The sequence below is a fragment of the Nostoc sp. DSM 114161 genome (genome assembly GCF_052692665.1).
Window position 1 is genome coordinate 8,107,188 of sequence record NZ_CP195141.1, and the last position, 24,709, is coordinate 8,131,896.

Genomic DNA, 24,709 nt, shown 5'->3' on the forward strand with positions numbered 1-24,709 from the left:
CTTTACTTATTGCTAACAGTATTTTTCTGAGCGTAGTTCAGATTTCTCTGATATTCTATAATTTTTTGCTGGGCTATTGCATAATTTTGGCTAGAAGATGGGACATTTTTGAGCAGTGCGATCGCTTCTTGCCATTCACTCACAATTGCCTTCCATTCGTCTGGAGATTTGGCTAACTGAGTCAAGTTAGCTGCCTTAATTGCTTTATTGACTGCCTCTCGGAATGAATCAGTTTTAACTAAGACATTTGGTGATTCAGAAGTTAATAGTGAGGGCGTAACTAATACAGTTTTTGATGGTGTTTCTGGTTGATTTTTAAAAGGTAGAGTAAATATTTCTAGTACTTCTGAGGATATATATATTATCGTAGAAACTAAGCATATCAAAGTAACCATTATCAAGTATTTTTTCAAATTACGAAAACTGCTTCTATTATTAATATTAGTATTTTTAGTTTTTTCTTGATTTGATGATATATATGTTTTTATTTTGCTTACATCCGTCTCTACGGGCAATCGATTGATTTTTTCCTCTATATTTAACTCTGTTTTATGTTTATTTGTCTCGGATTTTTTGTTACTAGAATATGCACATATTATTCGCTGCCTTACCAAATATTCAATTTGATAAACTAGCGCCGCGGCAAAAATATAAAAAAATCCAAATGTAACTATTATTTTATTGTGAAAAATTCTGTAATATTCAAGGGATTGGGTATAAGTAATATTATCAGATGGCAGAAATATTGTACAGAAAAAAATTGCTATTAATGTAGAAATGCCAATCACAAGCCAAGCATATAATCCTTCCCACCAACTCATAAGTCCTGGAAAAAATCCTTGGGTTTTACCTATTTCTGGTGCTTGAATTTCTGGGATAAACCGACTAAGCAGCAAATGTAAGCAGTGATGAGTAAAAGAAATTATTATAATTGGAGAAAGGATCAGTAGTATTGTAAACATCACAAATAATTCTAAGCTGTTTACAAAATATGCGATCCGGTAGCCTACCTTTGAGGTACTATCAATTATAAATATAATCACTCTTAAAAATAAAGCTAGAATTAATGCTTTTAGCCAAGAACTAGGATAAGGAAACCATAAAGGCCAGTGAATTTTTTTTAGTTTTTGCCTTGTAGATTCTATAATATTAGGCTGTGTCATAACTAATAAATGCGAAACCCCGATGGAAAATCGTCTATCTTAAGATTCCCCATTTAGAAGCAAATATAACATAGAAATTTTTCAAATATTATGTTTAATTTTTATTAAGTTTATTAAATTTAAGGTGATTCTATTGTTTCTTGACAACCATAGTAACTATAACGTAAAAAAATCAACGCTAACGTTCTTTAGTGATAACGCAGTTATTATTACTGATAATTACCTTGTTAACTAAAAAGTAATTACAATTTGATAAAATATCATTTATAATTTTATTCGCAATACTTTCAAAATCTTGGCTTTTTAAGTCGCGGACACTATCACCGTTTAAATTAATAGCAACAGTTAGCATTTGAGGATTATTATAAGACTCTTCAGGATTTTCTTCAGCTTCTGGTAAACCTAAATCAAATTCTTGAGTCCAAGCTGGAAACTCTTTATCTATATGCTGTCCATAAATCTTGACTTTTTGGACAGATGCAGCCGCTAAATTAGTTAATCCTCTACGTAGAAATGCAACCCATGTTTCCCGATCTGGTACTTCCGCAGATTCTAGGATTACCTCTAAGTAAACATCCTTAAAGGCTACTTTTGCAGCGATCCCTTTGGGTAGGAGATGGCGGTTCATTAAAGATGCGATCGCCTCTACATCTCCTTGTTTTGCAAGTTCCAGAATATTTAGCAGCGTCATAACTAGTAAAAGAGAAAATCCAAAGAAAATAACCTTATATTCTTAGGATTCCCCTTTAAGAGACTTAAGTAACATTATGATGCAATGTATCAACGAGGCAAAGCTTTAATGTCTAATATAAAAAAGGAGTCAGAATTCAGAATTCACCAATTCAGAATTCAGAAGAAATTCCAATTTAAAATATGAAGATTTATCAAAATCATGCTTGGCCTTCAACTGTCGAGGAAGCCATAGTTATTCAAGAACAGTTGCGAAATCAGGTAATTACATCCGATAAACTGCAAGAACCCGTGCAGTACGTCGCTGGAGTCGATATGGGTTTTGAAGCCGATGGCACCATTAGTCGTGCAGCTGTGGCAGTACTGAGTTTTCCTGACTTGGAAGTAATTGAAACGAGCCTAGCACATCGTCCTACGACCTTTCCTTATATTCCTGGTTTCCTTTCATTCCGGGAAATTCCCGCCGTCTTGGATGCATTGGAGAAAATTAAAACAACACCACATCTAATTTTGTGTGACGGCCAAGGAATTGCCCATCCCCGCAGATTCGGTATAGCTAGCCATTTGGGTGTATTAGTGGATATACCGACAATTGGTGTAGCTAAATCATTGTTGATAGGTAAGCATGAAGAATTGCCAGAAACTAGGGGTAACTGGCGATCGCTCATACATAAAGGTGAAATAATTGGAGCAGTTTTGCGATCGCGCACAGGAGTAAAACCCCTGTACGTCTCTAGCGGTCATCGAATCAGTTTAGCAACAGCAATTGACTATGTATTACGCTGCACGCCAAAATATCGCTTACCAGAAACTACACGTATTGCTGATAAATTAGCATCGGCAAGATAAAGGTTATTGAAGTTTTTTCTAAATACTTGCTAGTGCTTGGTTATTCATGTTAGGAATCGCACAGAAAGAAGTTGAAGTAGCTAAAATACGAGTTAGAAGTTAGAACAATGAACGCACTAACTTTACAGTGGCACGATGCAGGTAGAGATAATACTCAGAACATTCACGAACAACAGCCAAGTAAAAATCCTGGCACCGTCCGCATCGGTCGCGATCCTCTCCGGTGCGATATTGTTCTGAGTAATCCTACTGTATCTGGTTTACATATAGAAATATTTTTTCATCCCCAGCAACAGCGCTTTTATGTGAGGAACTTGCGATCGCAAAATCCGCCCCTAGTTGATGGACGCCAACTAGTTCAAGGTGAAATGCCTTTAGCTGAAGGTACTAGTATCTCTTTGGGACAAATACAACTCAAAGTTACTAGTGTTTCCACAGACAACATTCCCGCAACAATTTTGATGCCACCGCAACCGCCAGCGAGCAACCCCCATTCACCAGTCAATATCGGACATCACCATCACCACCATTCACCGACACCCCCTACACCACCGCCAGGAGTTTATGCCTTAAAATGTCCCAAATGTCACAAAGTCTCCCCACCAGAAAATTTGCAAATTGGCTGTCCTTGGTGTGGAACATCTTTGGCTGCGGCAGTGAGTGTGTTAGTAGCGCCGGGGAGTTAGGGAATGGGGAGATGGGGAGATGGGGAGATGGGGAGATGAGGGAGACGCGGGAACACGGAGAATGACAAATGACTAATGACTAATGACCAATGACCAATGACTAACCATTTACAAATCCAATTAAGTTGGGAAGAACCGGCGACGGGAGAACGGCGAGAACCAATGTTGAATATACCGATCGCCTTTGGTCGGGAATTCGCTCGGTTACCTGCTGAGCTTGGAGGACAGCGGGTTTCGAGGATGTTGCTCAATAGTAATGAAGTTTCTCGCTACCATGCGGTAATTGATTGGGAAGAAAATCATCTGGTAGCGATCGACCAAGGCAGCGTTAACGGTATCTTTGTCAACGGTAAACAACAAAAGCGTTGTGTTCTGGCTAATGGCGATACCTTGCAAATTGGCCCCTATGTCATCACAATCAAGTTTGCTGTTAATGTCACTGAACCAGATACTACCCCGCCTTCAACGATTCGCTTCAACCCAAATACAAATATCCCAGATCCTAGTTTGCCCGTACCCCAGCCTGGAATTACGGCAGGCACTAATTTTCCGCCGCCAGCATTTCAAGCACAAAAAGTCCCCCTGCTAGCGCTTTATGCTACTGGGCTACCAGTGGATGAAACTGATTATCTGGCGATCGGGGCGGGGCTGGGTAGCTTTGTTTGGGCTGATTTGCTGCGAATTAGTGGTGTGCGTGCTGACAAAATTGTAGCTGTGGGATTAGAGGCAGAACCTTATGCTCGTTACAAGCGCCTGTGTATGAATTCCCAAATTCCTCTACATGAAAGACTGCGATCTAATTCCGATTCTTGTCCTGATAATATTTGGGGCTGGCCCAGTTATGCCTTGCGCGAAGCTTGGGCTGACTTTGGCAAGGGACACATGAAATCAGCATTTAAAAATTTGTGGCAGGTGTTTTCTGAACCAACATTTGCCGAAACTTATACACCCCGTTCCGGTAACGTCTTTAATTCCATAGATAGGGAGGCCAAGCGCATTGGCTGGAACCAAATTTATCGCTATGGGCGAGTCCGGGCAATTCGCAAAACCGATGATGGTAGGTATTGCGTAGCCTATTCTCGCGCCCCAGGAAATTATGCTTTTTTAGTTAGTCGTTATTTACATTTAGCTACTGGATATCCCGCAATTCAGTTTCTCCCAGATTTACAAGCTTATAGAGAAAAATATCAAGACTTTAAAACTGTTGTGAATGCTTACGAAGCACACGATGGTGTTTATCAGCAATTAGAGCAACACGGCGGTACAGTATTGATTCGGGGAAGGGGAATTGTGGCTTCGCGAATTGTGCAGCGGATTTATGAAGCCAGAAAGCGAAATCGAAATATTTCAGTTTTACATTTAATGCGATCGCCTAAACCCCAAGGCAACAAATTTCAAAATGCCCAGCGTTTAGTCAAAAATCATTACGAATTTCAACCCTTTAACTGGCCTAAAGCTTGTTGGGGCGGCGAACTCCGAGCAATGTTAGAAAAAGCCAGCCCCGACGAACGCAAAAGCCTATTAGCAGATTGGGGCGGTACCACCACCGCCGACCGACACGATTGGCAGCGAATTACTGCCCAAGGGATTAGCGAAGGCTGGTATCAAATTACCTTCGGTGAAGTGTTGGACGTAGAACGAGATCCCCAAAACCGGACTATTACCCATATCCGAGAACAAAGCTTTGGCGAAAAGAAGTTGATAGCTGACTTTATTGTTGATGCTACTGGACTAGATGCCAAGGTAAATGCCAGTCCGCTGCTAGAAGATTTCGTCAAACATTACAACTTGCCACTGAATCACCTGGGGCGATTAACTGTTGCCAACAATTTTGAATTAGTAGAAATGCGTAATGACAGAGGACAGATGTATGCAGCAGGGGCGATTACTCTTGGTGGCCCTTATGCCGCTGTTGATAGTTTTTTAGGGTTGCAATACGCCGCATTAGTCGCTGTGGATGGACTCGCCGCCGCCCGTGCGCCTGGAGTTCATAGATTGAATCCTATAAGTTCCTTTGGGCAGTGGTTGAAGTGGGTGTTAAATCAGTCACCTTAGAGAAATCCAAGAAATATAGCGGTTTTCAATTGAATGGAATACACCGAAAGAAAATCAAATCATTGTAGGGGCTTTACAGCTGTTAATGGTGTCAACTTAAGCTTAAACTGTTGCCCCACAATCGTTTTACCCCACCCCCAACCCCTCCCCTTGGCAAGGGGAGGGGCGATTTTGGCTTTAGACAAAATCGGAGTGGGGTAACGCGGATATTGATGGTAAATGAGTAGAACTCGCTCATCACCTTTCTATCAGGGTTTCACGTTAAGTTGACACCAATGGCGATAGACCCCACCCCACAAGAAATTATTGGAAACCCCTAATTTATATTCCTTGTGTCAACGTCCAAGTAGAGTAAGCATCTTCCACAAATGTACTTTGATGGTTAGTTTCTTGACGCTTAGTCATTTTAACTTTCAGGGTGGTTATGTAGACTCCATCCATTAACTGATGTCCGTAACCTAAAACTTGACCGACTTGCCCTGTTTTTTGATGCAAAGCATAATCTCCAATGTTTAACATGGTTTTAAGTTCCTAATTAACTAAGTTGAGTAGTTGATAAATTACCAGTTACAGCTGATTTCAAGCAAAGTGAAGTACGCCTGAATTGTGACTTTTAAATTCTGCTTTTGTTAAGCTGCAATCTGGGTTCGGGTATCAGATGTGGTTTGAACTAGTAGACGAGTGTAGAGCTGAGTTAGTCGGAATGCCACACTGTACCAACTAAAGGCAATTTCTGTGCGTTGCCGAGCCGCTTCACCTAATTGGTCTCGCCAAGTTGGGTTAGTAATAATGCGGTCTATGGCAGCAGCAAAAGCTACTTCGTCTTTTACTGGTGCAAGTAACCCTGTGACTTCTGGTACAACAGTAAATTGCAATCCACCAACATTACTAGCTACCACCGGAGTTTTACTCGCCATTGCCTCAATGGCAACTAAACCAAAAGGTTCATAGTGGCTGGGCACTACGCAGACATCAGCAGCAGCATAGTAGAAAGGAAGTGTAGTATCATCTAGGCGGCCGGGAAAGGTTGTACAATTTTGTAATCCGAGTTCTGTAACAATGCCGGCAATGCGATCGCGTTCGATGCCATCGCTCTGACCTGGACGACTACCACCACCAATCACTAGCTGGAAGTTATCCTCATTTCTAAAACTAGACTTAGCAACGGCTCTGACTAAGGTTTCTATTCCTTTACGGCGATCGAACCGTCCAACGTAGAGAACTATTTTAGCGTCTGGTGCAATTCCCAACTTTTCCCGCGCCACAGACCGAGGAATTTCTCCAAATTTGTCGATATCGGTGCCGCAAGGAATCATTTCAATGTTTCCTTTGTTGGAAACGAGTACCCGCATGTGCTTCTGCTCTTGCGGACTAGTTGCAACCACACAGTCTACAGTTTCCAAGCAGGCTTTTTCTACAGCTAATCGCTGAGCAGCAATTACAGGAACATCACCAATACTTCTGTATTTGACCGCTCCTAAAGAGTGGTAAGTGTGTAACTGAATCAGAGGTTGCTGTTTTTTCAATTCCATACCAACCCAAGAAGACAACCAGTAGTTAGTATGAATTACGGGATAATAGAACCCTTGCTGCTGCTGGAATCGTTGGAATTCTCTGATGAATTCTGGTAGATAATCGAATAAGTTATCTCGCCCAATAAACTCTGCTGGGCCGGCTTTTAAGCGAATAGTACGACAGTTTGGGCTATGTTGAACGATCGCAGCTTGTTCGGGACTGCTACGACGAGCGAACATATCCACTTGCCAACCAAGCTTTGCTAATGCATAACCAACTTGACGCACATATACATTTTGACCTCCAGCTTCTTCTTGACCAATTTCAACAGCTGGGTCTCCATCAACAGAAATTAGGGCAATGCGATGTTTCTTATTCTGGAACATGGTTGAACTTTACCTCAGGGCAAATAACCCTGCCTCAAACGCCAGAAATCAAGGTAATATTATCCTCTCCTCAAGGCCGAGGGCAGGTACAACGAAGCGCAAAGTTACCAGCCAAAGGACACTGACGAGAACAAGGCATTACTTGGAAGAATGCTGCTCGTTCAGTCTCCTCTCAATGCCGACGAAGTTAGCTGACGGGCTAGGACTGAGAGATGTCCTTCTTGAAAAAGTTATGGGTTATGAGTTATGAGTTATGAGTTATTTACTTATTAACTTTTAACTCTTGACTCTTAACTTCTCACTTTCTCCTAGATACGCCCCAGAATTGGTTCCTCCGCTCCGGTTTACCCGTTACAAAAGTTTTTAGGTAATAAAAGTGGATTAGGCAGACTGATTTAATTTTCTTAAGGTTTTATAACGTGGGTTCATCAAACATGTCAACAGTGCGAACAAAAAATGTGTCGTCGGGGAGAGGTAGTGAGGATTCGGCAAACCCCTTAGGGTAGGGAAAAGGGAAAACAGAAAAGGCTAAATGAGGGATCTTTGCTTTCCCCTTTGGCGTTGCCATCTCCCTTGTCTCCCACCTCCCCATTTCCTTACCCCCCACTCCCTCCAGCCATCAATAGACCAATCTCTTCCACTGTTGCTGTTTGTGCATCCAAAACGGCGACAAACTCACCTCTGTAGATTACGGCAATGCGATCGCTCATGGCCATGACTTCTTCTAACTCGGTAGAAATATACAAAATTGCTGCACCGCGATCGCACTCTTGCAATAATCGAGAATGTACTGCTTGTGTCGCCCCCACATCTAAGCCCCGCGTCGGTTGCATGGCGATAATTAAATCTGGTTTTTGTGCGAGTTCTCGCGCCAAGACTATTTTTTGTTGATTTCCTCCCGATAGCTGACTTACTTGCACATCTTCGGCTGTGGCGCGGATATCAAATTCTTGCATGGTAGATTTGGCATAATTGGCGATCGCTGTTTTTTGTAATAAAAAGTAACGACAAAATGGCAACTTTTTAAAAGCTTTCAAAATCAAATTTTGAGCAATAGTAAATTGCAATACTAAACCTGTTTTTTGCCTATCTTCTGGGATATATCCGATGTTTACTTCTCTTGAAAAAAATTCTATTTTTCCCTGTTTTGCACTTCGTAAAAGAGCAATAGCATCTGCTAATTCTCGCTGTCCGTTACCATCTACACCAGCAATTCCTAAAATTTCTCCTGCCCGGAGTTGAAATGAAATATCACGTACAGCAGTTAAACCTCGTTCATCTTCAACGTCTAAATTCTGCACCGACAATACAATATTTCCTGGTGAAACTGGAGATTTATTGAGTTGCAAAACAACTTCTCGTCCTACCATCAATTCTGCTAATTCTTGAGGTGTTACTGCTTGAGCTTTTGTAGTTGCTACTACCTTGCCTCGTCGCAATACTGTGACTGTATCGCACAGATTTATCACTTCTTCTAATTTATGGCTAATAAAAATAATTGTCTTCCCAGCAGATGCAAGTTGACGCAAGATAGTCATTAATAATGTTACTTCCGGCGGCGTTAAAACTGCTGTTGGTTCATCGAGAATCAATAATTTTGCCTGACGGTAAAGAACTTTGAGAATTTCTACGCGTTGTTGTGTTCCTACCGATAAATTTTCCACCTTAGCAGCAGGATCGATTGCTAATCCATAACTTTGGGATAAAGCAGCAATTTCTTGTTGCTTTTGACGCAGATTGAGACGCCAAGTGTTATTTATTCCCAAGATAATATTTTCTGTAACAGTTAACTGTGGTATCAGCATGAAGTGTTGGTAAATCATGCCGATACCAAGTTTAATAGCCTCATGAGGCGAAGTAATTTTTACTGGTTGTTCCTGCAAATAAATTTGACCAGTATCAGGTTGATAAAGACCACTAATAATATTCATTAAAGTAGTCTTACCTGCTCCATTTTCCCCTAAGATTGCATGGATTTTTCCAGCTTCAATACTTAAACTTATATTATCGTTTGCTATAAATGAACCAAAGGATTTAGTAATTTTATCTAAATTTAAATATGTCATTGGCAGCAATTTTTTAAATTAATAGACCTCTTGGAAAAGTCCCTAACACCCCACCCCCAACGCCTCCTCTTCCTAAGGGGAGGTTGGGGTTCTTAGTTGCGATTTAAGAGGTCTAATATAAACCAATACGGTTCAGTTAAGGATTAATTATACAAATTATGGGTTTTCGAGACGCGATAAATCGCCGTCTCTACAAGTGTTTTGGTTTTATCTGAACTGTATTGTAATATAAACTACATTTGCGACTTCGGACACTACATTTACGACTTTGGGCACTACATTTACGACTTCGGACACTACATTTGCGACTTTGGGCACTACATTTACGACTTTGGGCACTACATTTACGACTTTGGGCACTACATTTGCGACTTCGGACACTACATTTGCGACTTCGGACACTACATTTGCGACTTCGGACACTACATTTGCGATTTTGGATACTATATTTACGACTTGGGACACTACATTTGCGACTTTGGCGATCGCCTATGGCATCACTGATTAGGTTTATATTAAAATAAGGGACAAATTTAAGTCATCATATCAAGTTTTTACGCAACGCGTATCCTTACCACCTTCTTTGCAGTTTTCAAAGGTAATTTTTTTATCTACAATTTCTTGCTTTACCTGCAATGCTTTTTGTTTGACTGCTTCCGGTACTGCTGCACCAAATTTTCCTAAAAATAAAATATCTGGTCTTTCTAGACCAATTGTATATATTTGTCCTTTAAGTTGTTTTTGTTTTGCGAGTTCTGCAAGGTAGGCGATCGCTATATCTAATCTTTTGACGGCACTAGTTAAAACTGCTTTTGGGGCGACATCTAACTGATCTTGAGTATTACCAAAGGCATACACTCCCTTGTCGCTAGCAGTTTGCAACACTGCGGCTGAGGCATTATCTAACCATTGATAAATTACGTCTGCTCCTGCGGAAATCAAAGCCAAAGTCGCTTCCTTTCCCTTAGCAACATCATTCCAATCTCCGGTAAAAGTAGAACTAATCTGAATATTTGGTTTTACCGATTTTGCTCCTAATTCAAATCCCCGCAATTCTTGTTGAGTGGCTTCAAATTCTTGTCCGGCAATATAAGCTAATTTGTTAGATTTAGTTAAAGAAGCACCAATAATGCCACACAAATAACTACCTTGGAGGTGATCTATTCGTAAAGCGGCAATGTTATCACCTTTAATAGAGCCGTTAACAGCTACAAAAAATGTATTGGGAAACTGTGGAGCAACTTGTTCCACCGCTGCATCAAATTGCCCGCCGTGGGCAAATACTATACTGTAGCCTTTACGAGCAAAATCTGTTAAAGTTTCTGTTTGATCTGCTTGGGCTACTTGTTCGACATAGGCAATGTCTCCACCCAGCTTTTGTTTCGCCAGATTTACACCTTCGTAACCAGATTGATTCCAGGCTTTATCGGTGATGACTCCAGGTAGAGCGATCGCCATTTTAAATGCTTCCCCACCATCTGCATTACTTTGTGTTGTAGTTTGGTTGTTGCTACTACACGCTTTCAGCACTAGGCTGCTAGCAAAAACCGCCGAAATATAAATAAATTCACGCCGACCAAAATTTCCCGCCATAAACTAGTCCAAAATTAATAGTTTTTTTAGTAACAACATATATACATTAAAACTCGGAAAACATTTAGTATTTTAAAATGATGGATATCTTTTTTGACTAAAGTTTTTGAGGGAAGACTTTATGACTATTTGGGTAAATGAGCAAATAGATCCGTCTGGCATGATTCATGCTTGTATTGCTTGTTGTAATGAATCTCAAGCCAAAGATTGTCATCATTCCTTTGAGAATAATTTGACCCAGACGCAAAAATCAGCAGGTTGGGTAGCGCGATTACGCACAGTCGATTCTTGGGATGAAGTTCCAGTCAATTCTCTAAAACTCAATTAAGTAGTCGTCGTTGAGGTAGTGGAAAGTAGCCAGAACTGCATTCTTTCTCTAACTTCAACGACACTCACAACTCATCAGGTTCGTTAACCGCTGACGGTTAAGTGTCAACCGTCAACAGCTAACATGAAAATATATGTGCAAGTTAAATGTACTACTAGCGTGACACGACTAAATTGTTGCAACAAAAATTGTAGGTTGGGTTGAGGAACGAAACCCAACATTCCGATAGATGTTGGGTTTCACTCCGTTCAACCCAACCTACACCTGTATATTTTGAAATTTCGATCGCTCCTTTTTCAAGAGCCAACCGAGCAAATCACATTAAACAGGTTAATAAAGCATAAAAATAAGATTAAAATTATCAAATTATTAACAACTACTTCCTAAAAAAGTAATCTATTATAGAAATTTGATGGTTTTTTGCAACTATTAAGAGCTATCATCTATACCGGAGATTAAATTAAAAAACTTGCTTTCAACCGAATCAATTTGGTGAACTATCTCAGGGTTTACACTTCGGAGCAAGGCTATCCCATTAATTTAGTTGGCGAAACGGGACAAGCGGTTCAAATTTCAATTCATCCCCCCAGTCAATATATCTGTGCCAACTGCGAACGGATATTACCAGATTGGAAACAGCAGCCATTTTTGAGAGTAGCGATTGTATTACAGCAATCGCGTTATCAACTAGTGGAAAAGACCGCCGAAATAGAGGCAGAGAAAGAACGCTTGCGAGAAAAGTTTATGAGATTTGGCTGCGATTTAGCATTTAATCTGCGCGATCGCGGTTACTTAACCGACCTCATTGACCCCCGTACAGGTTATCCTTTATTATCCCATCCCGGAGCAATTCCCCACGACGATACAGCAGCTGTTCGAGCTTTACTCAACTATCCAGTAATTAAAAATCAATGCCGCGTGTTAATTCATCCCGAATGGGGTGCAGCAGTTTATCCTGGCATTATAATTTCAGAAGCTCCGCCAATTATAATCGAATGGGCTACTAAAGCTATAGCAGCAGTGCATGGTTGGAAAGAAATTGATTATTAGTCATTTGTCATTAGTCATTTGTCATTGGTCGTTCTCCGCGTCCCCGCGTCCCCCCATCTCCCCATCTCCTCTATATTGGAAATGAGAAAATAAAAACAACCATCATGGAATCTGTGTCTGTAGACAACTTGTTCCAAGAAGTTAGAACAGTGGAAGCTTCTGAGAATGCCGCTTGCTACTTTCCACTGATGAGTGGACGCTACGAAGTTAAGCCAGGGATGATGCCTTTTGGCTGCTGTTTGGGTAACACTCAGGTTGATGGACAGGTATTTCAAATTGATGATAATTTTACTGACTATCGTCAAGCTAAGCTTTTAGCTCGTGAGGAAAGGTTGAGCAAGTACTACCAAACTTGCAATTATTCTAAGACTGTGGCGAGTGCGATCGCTCGTTTAATAATTAATCGCCTCATCCAAGAATATCCAAATCATTTTTATTGCCAAAAGTCAATAGATAACACCCTGAAATTTCATAGCCAACTCACCAAAGAAACACTTTATTTAGATGCACAGCTACAGTTACAACAAGTAGAAGGTAGCCGAGTTGTTCCAACTTACACTTCTACTCTTGATGCTTTAGCAGCACAGGTACAGGAAGACCTAGCAATTATTTGTCGTTCTGCTGATGGTAGCAACTTCTTGAGTGCAGTTCATCTGTGTTATCCCAACCACTGGTCAGCCGAGGAGAAAATTGGTTGGGATTTTGCCAAAATCCATGCGCCGGTGGCTGGTATGGAAAAAATAAATCGGCAAGGGAAGGCGATCGCTAATACAATGATTACCCAGAAGCCGATGGTGCGCTTTGCTTGGGGTTTGAGTACCGATACCCGCCTCAACCATCATCCCCAACCACCGTCTGGCGTGTCAGTTAGCCAATGGCAAGGTAGAAACTTTGATTTGAAAGATCCCAGGCTTTATCTGCGAATTGAGCGACAGGTAATTTGGGGAATACCGGAATGCGAAGCAGCACTGTTTACTATTCGTACTTACTTTAGAGATTGTGCTGTAGTTAAAAAAGATTCAGTGTTACGGTCTAAGCTTCATGATGCGATTCAGTCTATGACACCCGAATCACTAATTTATAAGGGCTTGGTAGAAAGTAAAGCTAGTATTTTGGAGTGGTTAGAAAATCTGTAAAATATACCTCTACTTACGATTCAGAATATCATCGCAGAGTTGGCGATCGCTCTTGTTTACACTTGGGTTATTCTTCAGATAATCTCGGGCCCAATTGCAACCGCGCTTTAGGAGCTCATCTAAATCAAAATTCCATACAGCAACTGAGTTATTACCAGCAGCAGCGATGGTCATCTCCTTAGGACTAAAACTTACATCTTCTTTGCCCAATCGTTGGTAAGTACTGAGTAATTCACCGTCTTCAACATTCCAAAGCTTGATTGTACTAGAAGTGGCTGAGGCAATCATTTTACCATCAAAGCTGAAACTGATGCCAGTAACACGGTAGCTTTCCTTAAGTCTTATAATTGGAGTTCCATCAAGCTTCCAGATAATAACATTTTTATCATCACTAGCTGAGGCGATCATCTTACCATCAGGGCTGAAAATTACGCGGTTAATTTTATTATTATGTCTTTTATCATCTTTTCCCTGAAACGTTTTAATCAAATCACCATTACTTCGCCAAAGTTTAATAGTTTTATCACTGGCTGAAGCGATCGTCTCACCATTAGGACTAAAAGTAACGCTATTAACACTATCGCTTTCTGAAGTAAGGGTCTTAATTAAAGTTCCATTATGACGCCAAAGTTTAACAGTTTTATCTTTACTTGCTGAAGCAACTATATCAGATGTAGGGCTGATACTCACACTCGTAATTGCATCAGTATGCTCTTGAAAAGACTGTAAAAGCTTTACTTCCATACCAGCCTTGTTTTGTTGAATCTGCCAGAGTTTTACAGTTTCATTCTCTCCAATAATAGCTACTATTTCATTGTTAGAGATAAATTTTGTATCCTTGATTTTATTACTACCTTTATGTTTTTGTATAGTTGATACCTCTGTAACTTTGTTACCATTAATCTGCCAGATTTTTACTTTGTTTTCACCTGTAGCAATAGCAACTGGCTTACCATCTGAGCTGAAACTTAGGGATAAATTATTATACTCAGTTCCCTCAATAGATATGCTTTTGATAAAAGTGCCATCAATCCGCCAGAGTTCTATAATTTTTTCGCTGGGTTTGATTATTATAGTTTGACCGTCTGGGCTGACACTGAGTTCATCGGTTGCTCCTTCTCTTTTAATCGGAATAATACGAATAAATTGACCATTAGCCTGCCAAATATTTATATTATTATTATCTTTAGTAACTATATTTTTATCCCCTACATTATAAAGACTATCTGATGTCTCAATTGTCGAAACTGAGTTTATATCGCGCCTCCAGATTTGTATATTATTTGTATATTCAACACCTATTTTCTGACTATCAGAACTGAAAAGGGTATTATAGACATTATCATTTTTTTCTCCCGAAAGGCTTCTGATAAAAGTGCCATCCACTTTCCAAATTTGGACTTTGTTTGTATCAGCTTCCTGATTCCGAATTACCAGTATTTCTCCGTCAGGGCTAAACTGAATTTCCATTAACTGATTACCCTGTCCTGGGATAGTTTTAATTAATTTGCCATCCCTGCGTAAGAATTTAACAGTATTATCATAACCCAAAATAACAAGCCTTTCGCCATTAGGACTTAAACTCATATTTTTGATCGAAGCACCATAGCCCTCAAGCGTTGTTAGTAATGTGCCATCTCGTTTCCAGAGTTTGATTGTTTTATCTTTACTAGCTGTAAGAATGGTCTGGCCATCACGGCTAAAACTAATTTTGTAAATCTTACTTTTATGTCCTTTGAGAGTAGAGACGCGCTTACCATTATTCGTTGATAGTTCCACGCTATAATCATCTTTTACCAGGGCGACAGTTTGCTCATCAGGGCTGAAACTTCCATCTATAGCTTCTCCCTGGAGAGTTGTGAGTAAAGTGCCATCGCGCCGCCAAAGTTGTACAGTGTTGTCCACACTAGCAGATGCTATTGTCTGACTATTTTTGCTGAAACTAATTTCCGAATTACGTCCTGGAAGAGTTGTAAGTAAAGTGCCATTACGGCTCCAGAGTTGTACTTCGTTGTTGTCACTGGTAGAAGTAATTATCTGACCATCGAGACTGAAATTGACTTTTTTCACCTGACTCTCATCAGAAGTTTTGAAATTTCTACGTTCAATATTCCATAGTTTTATTGTGTTATCTTTACTCCCTGAGGCCAGCATCTTGCTAACTGGGCTAAAGCTCAAGCTTGTAACATCTTCCTTGTGCCCATTAAGTGATTCAACTTCACTGTAACTATCAACTAGAGGATTCATAGAATATAATAAGATACCAGTACTGCCATTATCAAAAGCAGCCCAAATTTCGCTATTAGGATTAAAAAAGTTTTTAGTATAAGTATATATATTATTTGAATATAAAAGAGGTAATGTAGTCTTTTTCAAAATACTGTCGTTGAGTCGAAGCTTCAAAGCACCCAAACCGATGGTATTAATCTCCTGACCATGATTACGGAACACCACACCATATATCTTATCTTGGGAAGAGTTATCATTTGGATTTAATATTTTTAATTTTTTAGTATCCATATTCCAGATAGTGATACTTTTTTGGTTTTGTTCATTTTTATTTATAGAAACAATATTCTTTCCATCCGGACTAAAACCTACATGAATAATACTACCCTTGTAATTTTTAAGAGTTTCAATTAATTTCCCCTGAAGATTCCAGAGTCTTACAGTTTTGTCTTCGCTACCAGAGGCAATAAGCTTGCCATTAGGGCTGAAACTAACAGTAGTAACGCTCTCACTATGCCCCTCAAAAGTTTTGGATTCTCGATCTTGAATGTTCCATAGTTTAATCGTTTTATCCTCACTACCAGAGGCAATCAACTTGCCATCAGGGCTGAAACTAACAGCAGTCACACTCTTTTTATGCCCCTCAAAAGTTTTGGATTCTTGATCTTGAATGTTCCATAATTTAATCGTTTTATCCGCACTACCAGAGGCAATGAACTTGCCATTAGGACTGAAACTAACAGTAGTAACACTATCACTATGCCCCTCTAGGGTGTTATGCTCTCTAATTCCGTTCACTGCTGACTGTAAAGTTGCAGCTACTCGCATCTTAGTTGTGTATCGAATGCCTATTTTTCCCCACTTTATTTGTTTACCTGCTCTTATCCCTTCTATCAAAGCGTCCATATCTTGATTAGAAGCTAAATGCCCGTCTGAAAGTGCACTCAAAGTTGCAATCAAAGTATTGAGTTGTGAATTAACGCTATTAATTGCTAATAAAGAGACGATCGCAAACCCGCTAGCTACGGCCGCTAATCCCGCTAGTCCAATTCCAGTTCTCCGTGCATCTCGTAATTGCTTTTGCAGAACCCTATTTAGTTCTTCTTGAGTACGCTGTTGCTGTTCTTCTGCTTCTTTGAGTTTCGCCAGTAATTCTGCGCTGCGTTGTTGGCGGATAAATGGTACTAAATAATCATGCACCAATTGATATCGGTCAGCCGGAGTTTCTAGCACACGGAATACTAACCCCGAACCTACCAGAATCTCAAGCACTAAGTCTAAATTTTGCGCTTCTGTTGCTAAATCTTTTACTAATTCAGCGCGAGTCTTCAGAGGGCGAGTATTATTTTCATTGGTCAGCAAGTACAAAACTAACTGAGCAGCACGTTCATTTTCTAAGCCACAGTCTTTAACTACTTCTTCTAAAAATCGCTCTACTAGCTTCTCCTTTAACCAGTGTTTCCTATAGTGTTCGAGCGTTGTAATTTTTTCTGTTTGTAGTTGTGCCCCTATCACCTGCAATTCAATAGGACGCACTTCTCGCAACTCACTTGCTAAATCCTCTACCAGCGCATCTATCAAATCAGGTGCTAGAGAAAACTGGGAGTTTTTAGTGAAGCTTTGAATGACGGATTTAGCAACTGATGGTGAAAAATTTCCTAAGTAGTAGAGGATATTTTTATCTAAAATGTCGTTGTCAATGATTGGTAGCTCTGTAGTGCGACTCCACTCTAATAAGTAATGCAGATAATCTTGCCTGAGCGACAAGATAACTTTTACATAAGAAATATTGAGACAATCGCGCAAAAAATCATAAAAAGGTCGTCTGCTAGCTTGATCTTTATAAGTAAAGAAAAACTCTTCAAACTGATCGAAAATTAGCACTGTTACCAGATTGCGATTTTCATTTTGCTGCAACTGTTCAATAATTGCTGCTGATGTTTCGACTGATGCAGACAACCGAACGCCTCTCACTTCTTCCAGTTTTTCTGCCAAAAGCCTGCCACATTCCTTTTCCCAAGCAGTATAAACTTGCACTAAAATTGGTAGAGTTTCCAGCCCATCAAATGAGGTAAGTTGCAGAACTGGCAATAATCCAGCCTGCACAATTGAACTTTTACCCACTCCTGATTGTCCGTAAATTACGGTGAGTTTACAATCTGTTCTGCCAATGCGATAAAGCAGGCTTTTAATATCCTGCTGTCGTCCAAAAGCAGCTACAACTTCCCCAAATATGTCTTTTGATGCTTGATTGGGTGAGTTAGCTCGGTTGATTGTCTGTCGTCGAGGCTGCAAACGTCCCGCGCCAATAAAAGCTCGAAACCCATATTGGCTCTCTATCTCACGCTGTTTTTGCTTCAGCTGAAAGGCTTGTTGGTAGTATTTTTGCTCGAATTTAAGATCGTGCAACTCTTCCAATATCTGAATATAAAGCAGGGGATTATATTGAGGCTGACTTTCATTTTTAGCCTTTTCTAAGGTATTGACAGCTTCATTAATTTGACCCAATTTTCGCAGGCTTTTTGCTAAAAGCAAGTGATACTTTCCCTGTTCTTGTGGTAAAAAGTTAGGGATTTTTTCTAATGTTTCTAGAGCATTTTGAACCAGTTCATGGGCATCATTCCAACGCGACTGTTCTAGAGCAACTTCCGCTAAAAAGCCATAATCCTGAGGAATTTGGTTGGGGATGTCATAGTTTTGATGTAGTTTCAGTGCTTTGTGAGCTAGTTGATGTAGTTCTTGCCAAGCTTTTAAACGTCGCAAAACTTCGCCAAGTTGGCTAATATGTTTAGCAACTAATTCGGGATGTTGAGCCTGTTCAAAAATGTCTAGGCTTTGCTGAAAATAACTTCTCGTTTCTTCCCAATAAGTTTGATTTTCTATTGGTTGTTGTTCGGCTTTGCTGTAATAAGCTAAGGCGATATTCAGCAGTAAAATTCCTTGCCGCTCTAAATTGTTATTTTGCTGCCAATAAGTCAAGCTTTGCTGATAATGCGCGATCGCTAAATCTAGCCGATTATTTCTATAGTCCAGCAAGCCCAACATAAATGCCAAACTAGCTTGGAGTTCTGGATCTGATTCTTGGCGATCGCTAGTTAAATCCTCCTGCAAGGCTTTGAGGTCATAACCATCTAAACTAAAGTCCGCATCACCGCTAAAAGCTTGCTCTGCTTTTTGGCGCAAGGATTTCACCATATCATCGGATGCAATGCTAAATTGAATCGGTGGACTAGCCCAGCTATTGAAATCTGGTGCCAACCGCCCCAATTTATGCAGTACCCTATCTGTGACCCACAATATTATCGGGAAAGCAAAATCGCTCTTGAATTTATCTCGTGCCTTATTAGCAGCAACCAGTAAATCGTCAAGCGCTTGAACTGACTCTAAACCTAAAATCATCAAAGCGGCTGGGGGCTGATTTTCTACTTGGTTGAGGATGCTGCTATAAAGTTTTGTAGTAGATGACGGTAGGACTAATTCGGCAAATTCAACACTGCATTGCTGGCGTAACCGCTGAAGTATCTGGTCTCGCAAACTAGTGTAATTGCATCGCACCAAAATCAAGGAAAATCGTCTTTGAGTGAGTTTGACCGTGCGTGCCAAAGTCAGCAGCGATCGCTCATTATCTGGCAAAATATTTTCTCGTCCGTCTGATTCAGCCATAATTTTATTTCCTTAGTTGTTGCCATAACTTAAATTTCGCCGTCTCTGTCAACAGCGGATTGAGAGCGAACCAGCGCCCTTGACTATCCTGATATTCAAAGACGAACAAGCTACGCAACAGCGTTTGGTATTCTTTGTCTCCCTTGACTCTCTGTTCTTGTACTACCTGAAACAGCAAATCCCATTCTTCATCATCCACGGAAAGTATCAGGCGATCGCGGGCATCCCGAATTACAGATTCTACGATATTTCGAGAAATCGGCGGATCTACTTCCTGGAGACAACGAAACAGCATTCCTAGCAAGTTTCGTACATGACCACCACTAACGCTGCACAACCGCTCTAAAGTTTCAGGTGAATCAAAAATTGTTGTGATTAACCCTAATCTCTCCTGTGCCGGAATATCTGGAAAAGCCCTGGCCAGAACCATCTGCTGTAATAGCTGCATTCCTTGTAAATACTCAGTTCCATCTCTGAGTTGCACGGGGATCATCGGTAAAACTTTCGGATCGACTCCACCACCTAAGCGGTTTTTCAGCGCTTCGCACTCATTAGAAAAAATCAACGATAAGGGCAGAGTATAAACCAAATGGCAATTGAGTTTGCGTAACTGTTCCCCCCGCTCAATAAAAATATATTCTGGTAGCGATCGCCCTGATGAAGTGGGTCGATTGTCTATTCGATCTAGATTATCAACAATCACCACCAGTCCTTTTTGACCGCGTTGCTTTAGTTGCTCAGTGGCAACTTTAATAATCTCTTCGTTAATAAACTGCAAAATTCTATTGGTTTGCGGTTCCAAATACTGCCTTAATTTAGAACGCAGTTTGGGACTATCTTTCGTTTTCGCTGTAATCTTGCCAATACCTGCGGGAAGAGAAAATTCTAATTGACCCTCAGTACTGCCCTTAATTTTAGCTCCCAGTACCTCAGTTTCAGCCGATACTACTACTGGTGTCTGCAAAAACTCCCATACTCCACTCAGGAAAGATTTAAAACCTTGGGGTTGCAGAGTGACGTTAACCTGCTCTAGACTTTCGCCTACCCGACGGGCGATCGCCAACATGATATCTGTAATATCTACGTCTGTTTCATCTAAATCTTTAGTGGACTCGAAGTAGACTACATGAAATCCCTCAGTTTGCAACTCGCTTTTTAACCACGACAACTCAGTAGATTTACCACACCCTATATGTCCGGTAAATAACTGGCAAGTGGGTTTATTCGGGGATAATCGGGTGATGGTTCGCTTTAGAGCATCGATAATTTTGCCACCCCGCACAGCAGCAAAGTCAATGTAGTACAGTTTGTCTTCTGAATTAGCTAAGACTAATGTTCTACTGGGATCGCAAGCATCATAAAACCTCTGTAAATCGAAGTTCATCATAGTTTTTGTGCTTTATTGATGACTAATATCAAGTCCGGTTCATTAGTTGTAATTTCCACAGTCATTGCACCAGATTCCCTACTCTTTCTCCCAAGTCTACGGTTTACACATATCTGTGTACAAAACCAAAATCATTGTCGATTCGTCATTATCCTTCTGAAAAAGGAGGACTTTGAGAGTTTTTGCCCCGTCTTGAAAAGGGGAGTTGGGGGGATCAAAAGCCTGTGGGTCAACCATAGAAAACTTGTGTGTACACCTTAGCCTCACAAGTGAGGGAAGACAAAGCATAGCTTTGGCTCTTTAGGGTTTTCTGGGTTTCCTAAGTAATTAAGCGGATACAATACAACTAAATACAGGTTGAATCCAACCTCACTACAGAAAAATTCCTTAACCGCGAACTGGAAAAATATAAGCTTTTTCTCCGTAATTATACCAAGTTTAATCTGATGTAGGATTTGATTAATGATTGGGAATTCTAACGAAATTCAGGGTTACTCAAGTTGAAATCAAAAAGCGAACGCCCAGGTTTTAGGAGTGGGGAGGTCGGGAGAATAACTCTTAACTCCTCAGTCAACAGTCAGCACTCACAATGCCCAATGACTTTTCAGTTATTCTTCTTAGGTTTACGCAATTGCTGCGAACCAATGGGCCCGAGAATTTGGTTGAGGTTACGCAACTGCTCAGCTGTACCCATACCAATTAGTCGGTCTCCTGGCATTAACACTGTATCGCCGGTGGGGCCGCCAATTAAAGTACCATCAAGGCGGCGAATTGCCAAAACTAATGCACCAGTTTGCGATCGCAATCTCGCTTTTTGTAGAGTTTGACCGACAAAAGGACAAAAAGCCGGGTCGAGTAAAAATTCTTCCATATACAACTGCCGATCTGCACCTGTCAAAATCCCGTCTACAAAGTCCAAAACCTGGGGCCTGAGAGCCGCCGCGGCCATCCGCTTTCCACCAGTGATATACGGTGAAATCACTTCATCTGCACCACCACGCTGTAACTTTTGTAGCGCTTCTTCTGTACTGGCGCGAGCGATCGCCCGAATATCTGGATTGAGTGTTTTTGCTGATAATACTGTATATAAATTTTCGGCATCAGAAGGTAATGCCGCCACCAGACAAATCGCTCTTTCAATACCCACCTTCAAAAGCGTATCATCAAGCGTGGCATCGCCTTGGTATACTGTATAACCCTCAGACTGCGCCCTTTGCACAGATTCCAACTCCGAATCAATAACTACAAAAGGTACGCCTTCTGCTCGAAATTCCTTAGCAATTTGACGACCAGTCCGACTAAAGCCACAGATAATGTAGTGTTCTGACAGGGATTCCATTAACCGCCTCTGTTGTTGTAGTCGAATTCCTTGTTGGAAGTAGCCTTGAACGATCGCTTCTGTAAGTCTGTTGACAATGTAACCAATATTGACTACACCCAACAAAATCAGGGCAATTGTAAACAAGCGTCCTCGGCTTCCGAGTGGGTGTGTTTCTCCGTATCCTACGGTAGCTAAAGTGATGACCGTCATGTAAGCAGCATCTTCCCATGACCAGCCCTCTATTATTCGATACCACAAAGTGCCAATAAGGAAAACACCGCCAAGAGCGATGACCCCAGCCATTAACTCCTTTTGGATACGTTGATATTTTTGCTCAAGAGTTGAGAATGACGTATAAATATTACTTTGGGCCTATATTTTTGAGTTTTGTACTAACTTTATAGTATTTATCCTGGCCAGCAAAGATGACAATTAGAGCTATCAATAAAAGAATAAAGAATGCAGAATACAGCAATTAGGGGCAAAGAATTGGGGCGGGCAAGATGGTTACCTCACAAGACTTTGATAAGATTTAGATATATAACTTAGACGTTGATGTAATAAATTGTACGCCGAGGGCTTTAAAATATTCTTTTCCCAGTCATCAGTCAACATTTGATAACATCAAGTGCGTTAGCATCAGCATAGTGTACCTTAGCTAGATTCTTGACCAAAAAGCAGACAAAGCTTATACACAGCCAAAGCTTGCGTAAAATCCTACCTGACCGTTAAATTACTTATATGATGTCAAGCGATCGCCCCTAGTTAATTAAAGTCAAAACCATCGGGGGTTCGCGAAGCGATCGGGCTTTGGGAGAATAAAAAGTAATTTTTTGAGATTTCTAGGAAACTAGTAAATAACTATATGATGAAAAACTTCCAGGAGGAGCGGTAGTGAGCTTACAAACTCTAGTTGAACAAACCACCACCCCCCCAGATTCAGGGTCTATAACACCGAGTCCGTTTAATACAGATAGCTTTAACCAAGCTGTCATGTCTACCTATGGGCGGTTTCCCTTAGCCCTAGAACGGGGTGCTGGGTGTCGGGTTTGGGATACACAGGGGCGCGAATATTTGGATTTTGTGGCGGGAATTGCCACTTGTACTTTAGGACATGCCCACCCAGTTATGGTAGAAGCGGTGACGCGCCAAATCCAAAAGCTGCACCATGTCTCTAATTTGTACTATATTCCCGAACAAGGTGAATTGGCAAAATGGATCGTCGAACATTCCTGTGCCGATCGCGTCTTTTTCTGCAACTCTGGAGCTGAAGCTAACGAAGCAGCAATTAAATTAGCCAGAAAATATGCCCACACGGTATTAGACATTGAAAAACCGATTATTTTAACCGCCAATGCCAGTTTCCACGGCCGGACTTTAGCAACTATTACCGCCACAGGGCAACCAAAGTATCAAAAGCACTTCGATCCTTTAATGCCTGGGTTCCATTACGTCAATTACAACGATATCAACTCTGTGGAAGTTGCCGTTAGCGAGTTGGATGAAGGCGATTATCGCGTAGCAGCGATTTTAATTGAGCCTTTGCAAGGAGAAGGCGGCGTGCGTCCGGGAGACATTGCATATTTCCAAAAGTTACGGCAGATTTGCGACGAAACCGGAATTTTGCTGATTTTTGACGAAGTGCAAGTTGGCATGGGTCGCAGTGGTAAGTTATGGGGTTACGAACATCTGGGCGTAGAACCCGATATTTTCACCAGTGCTAAAGGCTTAGGTGGCGGTATCCCCATCGGTGCAATGATGAGCAAAAAATTCTGCGATGTTTTTCAACCAGGAGAACACGCTAGTACTTTTGGTGGCAATCCTTTTGTTTGCGGTGTTGCACTGAGTGTTTGCCAAACATTAGAGCGGGAAAATATCTTGCAAAATGTTCAAGACCGGGGCGAACAGTTACGAACTGGATTAAAAGCGATCGCAGCTAAATATCCTCATCACATTAGTGAAGTTCGGGGTTGGGGTTTAATCAATGGTTTAGAGTTGCGATCTGAGGTTGCACTAACCGCAGCCGATGTCGTCAATGCTGCCATCAACGAAGGTTTATTGCTCGTACCAGCCGGGCCAAAAGTCATCCGATTTGTGCCACCATTGATTGTCACAGAAGCCGAAGTAAATACTGCTTTGCAAGCTGTGGATAAAGCAATGGCGATCGCTACAAAGTAAGCAACCTGAAAAATTTAGTGTTTCTTACTTGGATACAACACATCACTACTGTTGTGTTTCTAAATATCAGTTTGAGTGCAAACATCTTAAACGTAGAGGGGAAAGTTCAACGAGCTTTCCTCTTGCTATTTCTACTTATTTTTTTTGAGAAAACTTGTACAATTATCAAGGCGGTTTTTACTAACAGGTAGTTCTCACGTGTAAAATTTATCGACAGCAAAATTTTTCTATTTTGTGTTTTTCCATTCTTCATTTGTGGCTAAAATACCACAAATTGAACGCTGATATCGTGCAATAAGATAAGTTGGCACAGAAAAATAAACTAGGCAAAAACCCTTATTTCTATTGCCTATTGCCTGATTCCAACGATAATTATTTATGCCGACTTACTTAGATAACCTTTTCCTCATGACT

16 protein-coding genes and 1 riboswitch are annotated in these 24,709 nt (G+C 40.8%); of the genes, 7 read left to right on the forward strand and 9 right to left on the reverse strand.

Annotation, left to right across the window (positions count from 1 at the left end):
• Positions 1–2: 2 nt before the first annotated feature.
• Together NSTC745_RS33965 and NSTC745_RS33970 are read right to left on the reverse strand one after the other, a co-directional pair.
• Positions 3–1,163 carry a hypothetical protein gene (locus tag NSTC745_RS33965; protein ID WP_445634955.1) on the reverse strand — a complete coding sequence of 387 codons (1,161 nt, stop codon included), beginning with the start codon at positions 1,161–1,163 and terminating at the stop codon, positions 3–5.
• Positions 1,164–1,341: 178 nt separating this feature from the next.
• On the reverse strand, positions 1,342–1,854 hold the full coding sequence (locus NSTC745_RS33970) for a hypothetical protein (protein WP_445634956.1): 513 nt from the start codon (positions 1,852–1,854) through the stop codon (positions 1,342–1,344).
• A 182-nt stretch (positions 1,855–2,036) separates the two neighbouring features.
• Here NSTC745_RS33970 and nfi point away from each other — a divergent pair, with 182 nt between their 5' ends.
• The 3 genes from nfi (at position 2,037) to NSTC745_RS33985 (ending at position 5,443) form a co-directional block, all read left to right on the forward strand.
• Positions 2,037–2,702, forward strand: a complete 666-nt coding sequence (nfi, locus tag NSTC745_RS33975) for a deoxyribonuclease V (RefSeq protein ID WP_445634957.1) — start codon at positions 2,037–2,039, stop codon at positions 2,700–2,702.
• A 107-nt stretch (positions 2,703–2,809) separates the two neighbouring features.
• Entirely contained in the window at positions 2,810–3,388 is a 579-nt protein-coding gene (locus NSTC745_RS33980) for an FHA domain-containing protein (protein ID WP_445634958.1), read from the forward strand.
• 96 nt (positions 3,389–3,484) lie between these two features.
• Complete coding sequence (locus NSTC745_RS33985) at positions 3,485–5,443, forward strand: FHA domain-containing protein (protein WP_445634959.1); 1,959 nt, start codon at positions 3,485–3,487, stop codon at positions 5,441–5,443.
• A gap of 321 nt (positions 5,444–5,764) precedes the next feature.
• On the opposite strand, the gene NSTC745_RS33990 is transcribed toward NSTC745_RS33985, so the two are convergent.
• From NSTC745_RS33990 to NSTC745_RS34005, 4 genes are all read right to left on the reverse strand, one after another.
• Positions 5,765–5,962 (reverse strand): hypothetical protein, encoded by a 198-nt coding sequence (locus tag NSTC745_RS33990; RefSeq protein ID WP_096537564.1) that lies wholly within the window; start codon positions 5,960–5,962, stop codon positions 5,765–5,767.
• A gap of 110 nt (positions 5,963–6,072) precedes the next feature.
• Positions 6,073–7,344, reverse strand: coding sequence for a glycosyltransferase (locus NSTC745_RS33995; protein ID WP_445634960.1), 1,272 nt, complete (start codon positions 7,342–7,344; stop codon positions 6,073–6,075).
• Between the two features lie 161 nt (positions 7,345–7,505).
• A riboswitch (cyclic di-AMP (ydaO/yuaA leader) is annotated at positions 7,506–7,724 on the reverse strand.
• Positions 7,725–7,940: 216 nt separating this feature from the next.
• The gene (locus NSTC745_RS34000; RefSeq protein WP_445634961.1) at positions 7,941–9,410 is read right to left on the reverse strand and encodes an ABC transporter ATP-binding protein; all 1,470 of its coding nucleotides are present in this window, start codon (positions 9,408–9,410) and stop codon (positions 7,941–7,943) included.
• A gap of 546 nt (positions 9,411–9,956) precedes the next feature.
• Positions 9,957–11,003: a BMP family protein gene (locus NSTC745_RS34005; protein ID WP_445634962.1), complete on the reverse strand. Its 1,047-nt coding sequence runs from the start codon at positions 11,001–11,003 to the stop codon at positions 9,957–9,959.
• A 121-nt stretch (positions 11,004–11,124) separates the two neighbouring features.
• Here NSTC745_RS34005 and NSTC745_RS34010 point away from each other — a divergent pair, with 121 nt between their 5' ends.
• The 3 genes from NSTC745_RS34010 (at position 11,125) to NSTC745_RS34020 (ending at position 13,517) form a co-directional block, all read left to right on the forward strand.
• Entirely contained in the window at positions 11,125–11,331 is a 207-nt protein-coding gene (locus NSTC745_RS34010) for a glycogen debranching protein (RefSeq protein WP_445634963.1), read from the forward strand.
• Positions 11,332–11,820: 489 nt separating this feature from the next.
• On the forward strand, positions 11,821–12,381 hold the full coding sequence (locus tag NSTC745_RS34015) for a methylmalonic aciduria and homocystinuria type D protein (RefSeq protein WP_445634964.1): 561 nt from the start codon (positions 11,821–11,823) through the stop codon (positions 12,379–12,381).
• Positions 12,382–12,485: 104 nt separating this feature from the next.
• The gene (locus tag NSTC745_RS34020) at positions 12,486–13,517 is read left to right on the forward strand and encodes a heme-dependent oxidative N-demethylase family protein (protein ID WP_445634965.1); all 1,032 of its coding nucleotides are present in this window, start codon (positions 12,486–12,488) and stop codon (positions 13,515–13,517) included.
• Positions 13,518–13,526: 9 nt separating this feature from the next.
• Here NSTC745_RS34020 and NSTC745_RS34025 read toward each other — a convergent pair whose 3' ends face one another.
• From NSTC745_RS34025 to NSTC745_RS34035, 3 genes are all read right to left on the reverse strand, one after another.
• Positions 13,527–19,409 carry a WD40 domain-containing protein gene (locus NSTC745_RS34025; RefSeq protein WP_445634966.1) on the reverse strand — a complete coding sequence of 1,961 codons (5,883 nt, stop codon included), beginning with the start codon at positions 19,407–19,409 and terminating at the stop codon, positions 13,527–13,529.
• A 4-nt stretch (positions 19,410–19,413) separates the two neighbouring features.
• The gene (locus tag NSTC745_RS34030; protein ID WP_445638752.1) at positions 19,414–20,793 is read right to left on the reverse strand and encodes a P-loop NTPase fold protein; all 1,380 of its coding nucleotides are present in this window, start codon (positions 20,791–20,793) and stop codon (positions 19,414–19,416) included.
• A gap of 607 nt (positions 20,794–21,400) precedes the next feature.
• Positions 21,401–22,420, reverse strand: a complete 1,020-nt coding sequence (locus tag NSTC745_RS34035; protein ID WP_445634967.1) for a potassium channel family protein — start codon at positions 22,418–22,420, stop codon at positions 21,401–21,403.
• Between the two features lie 591 nt (positions 22,421–23,011).
• On the opposite strand from NSTC745_RS34035, the gene NSTC745_RS34040 reads away from it, so the two are divergent.
• On the forward strand, positions 23,012–24,295 hold the full coding sequence (locus NSTC745_RS34040; protein WP_445634968.1) for an aspartate aminotransferase family protein: 1,284 nt from the start codon (positions 23,012–23,014) through the stop codon (positions 24,293–24,295).
• The last annotated feature ends 414 nt before the right edge of the window (positions 24,296–24,709 follow it).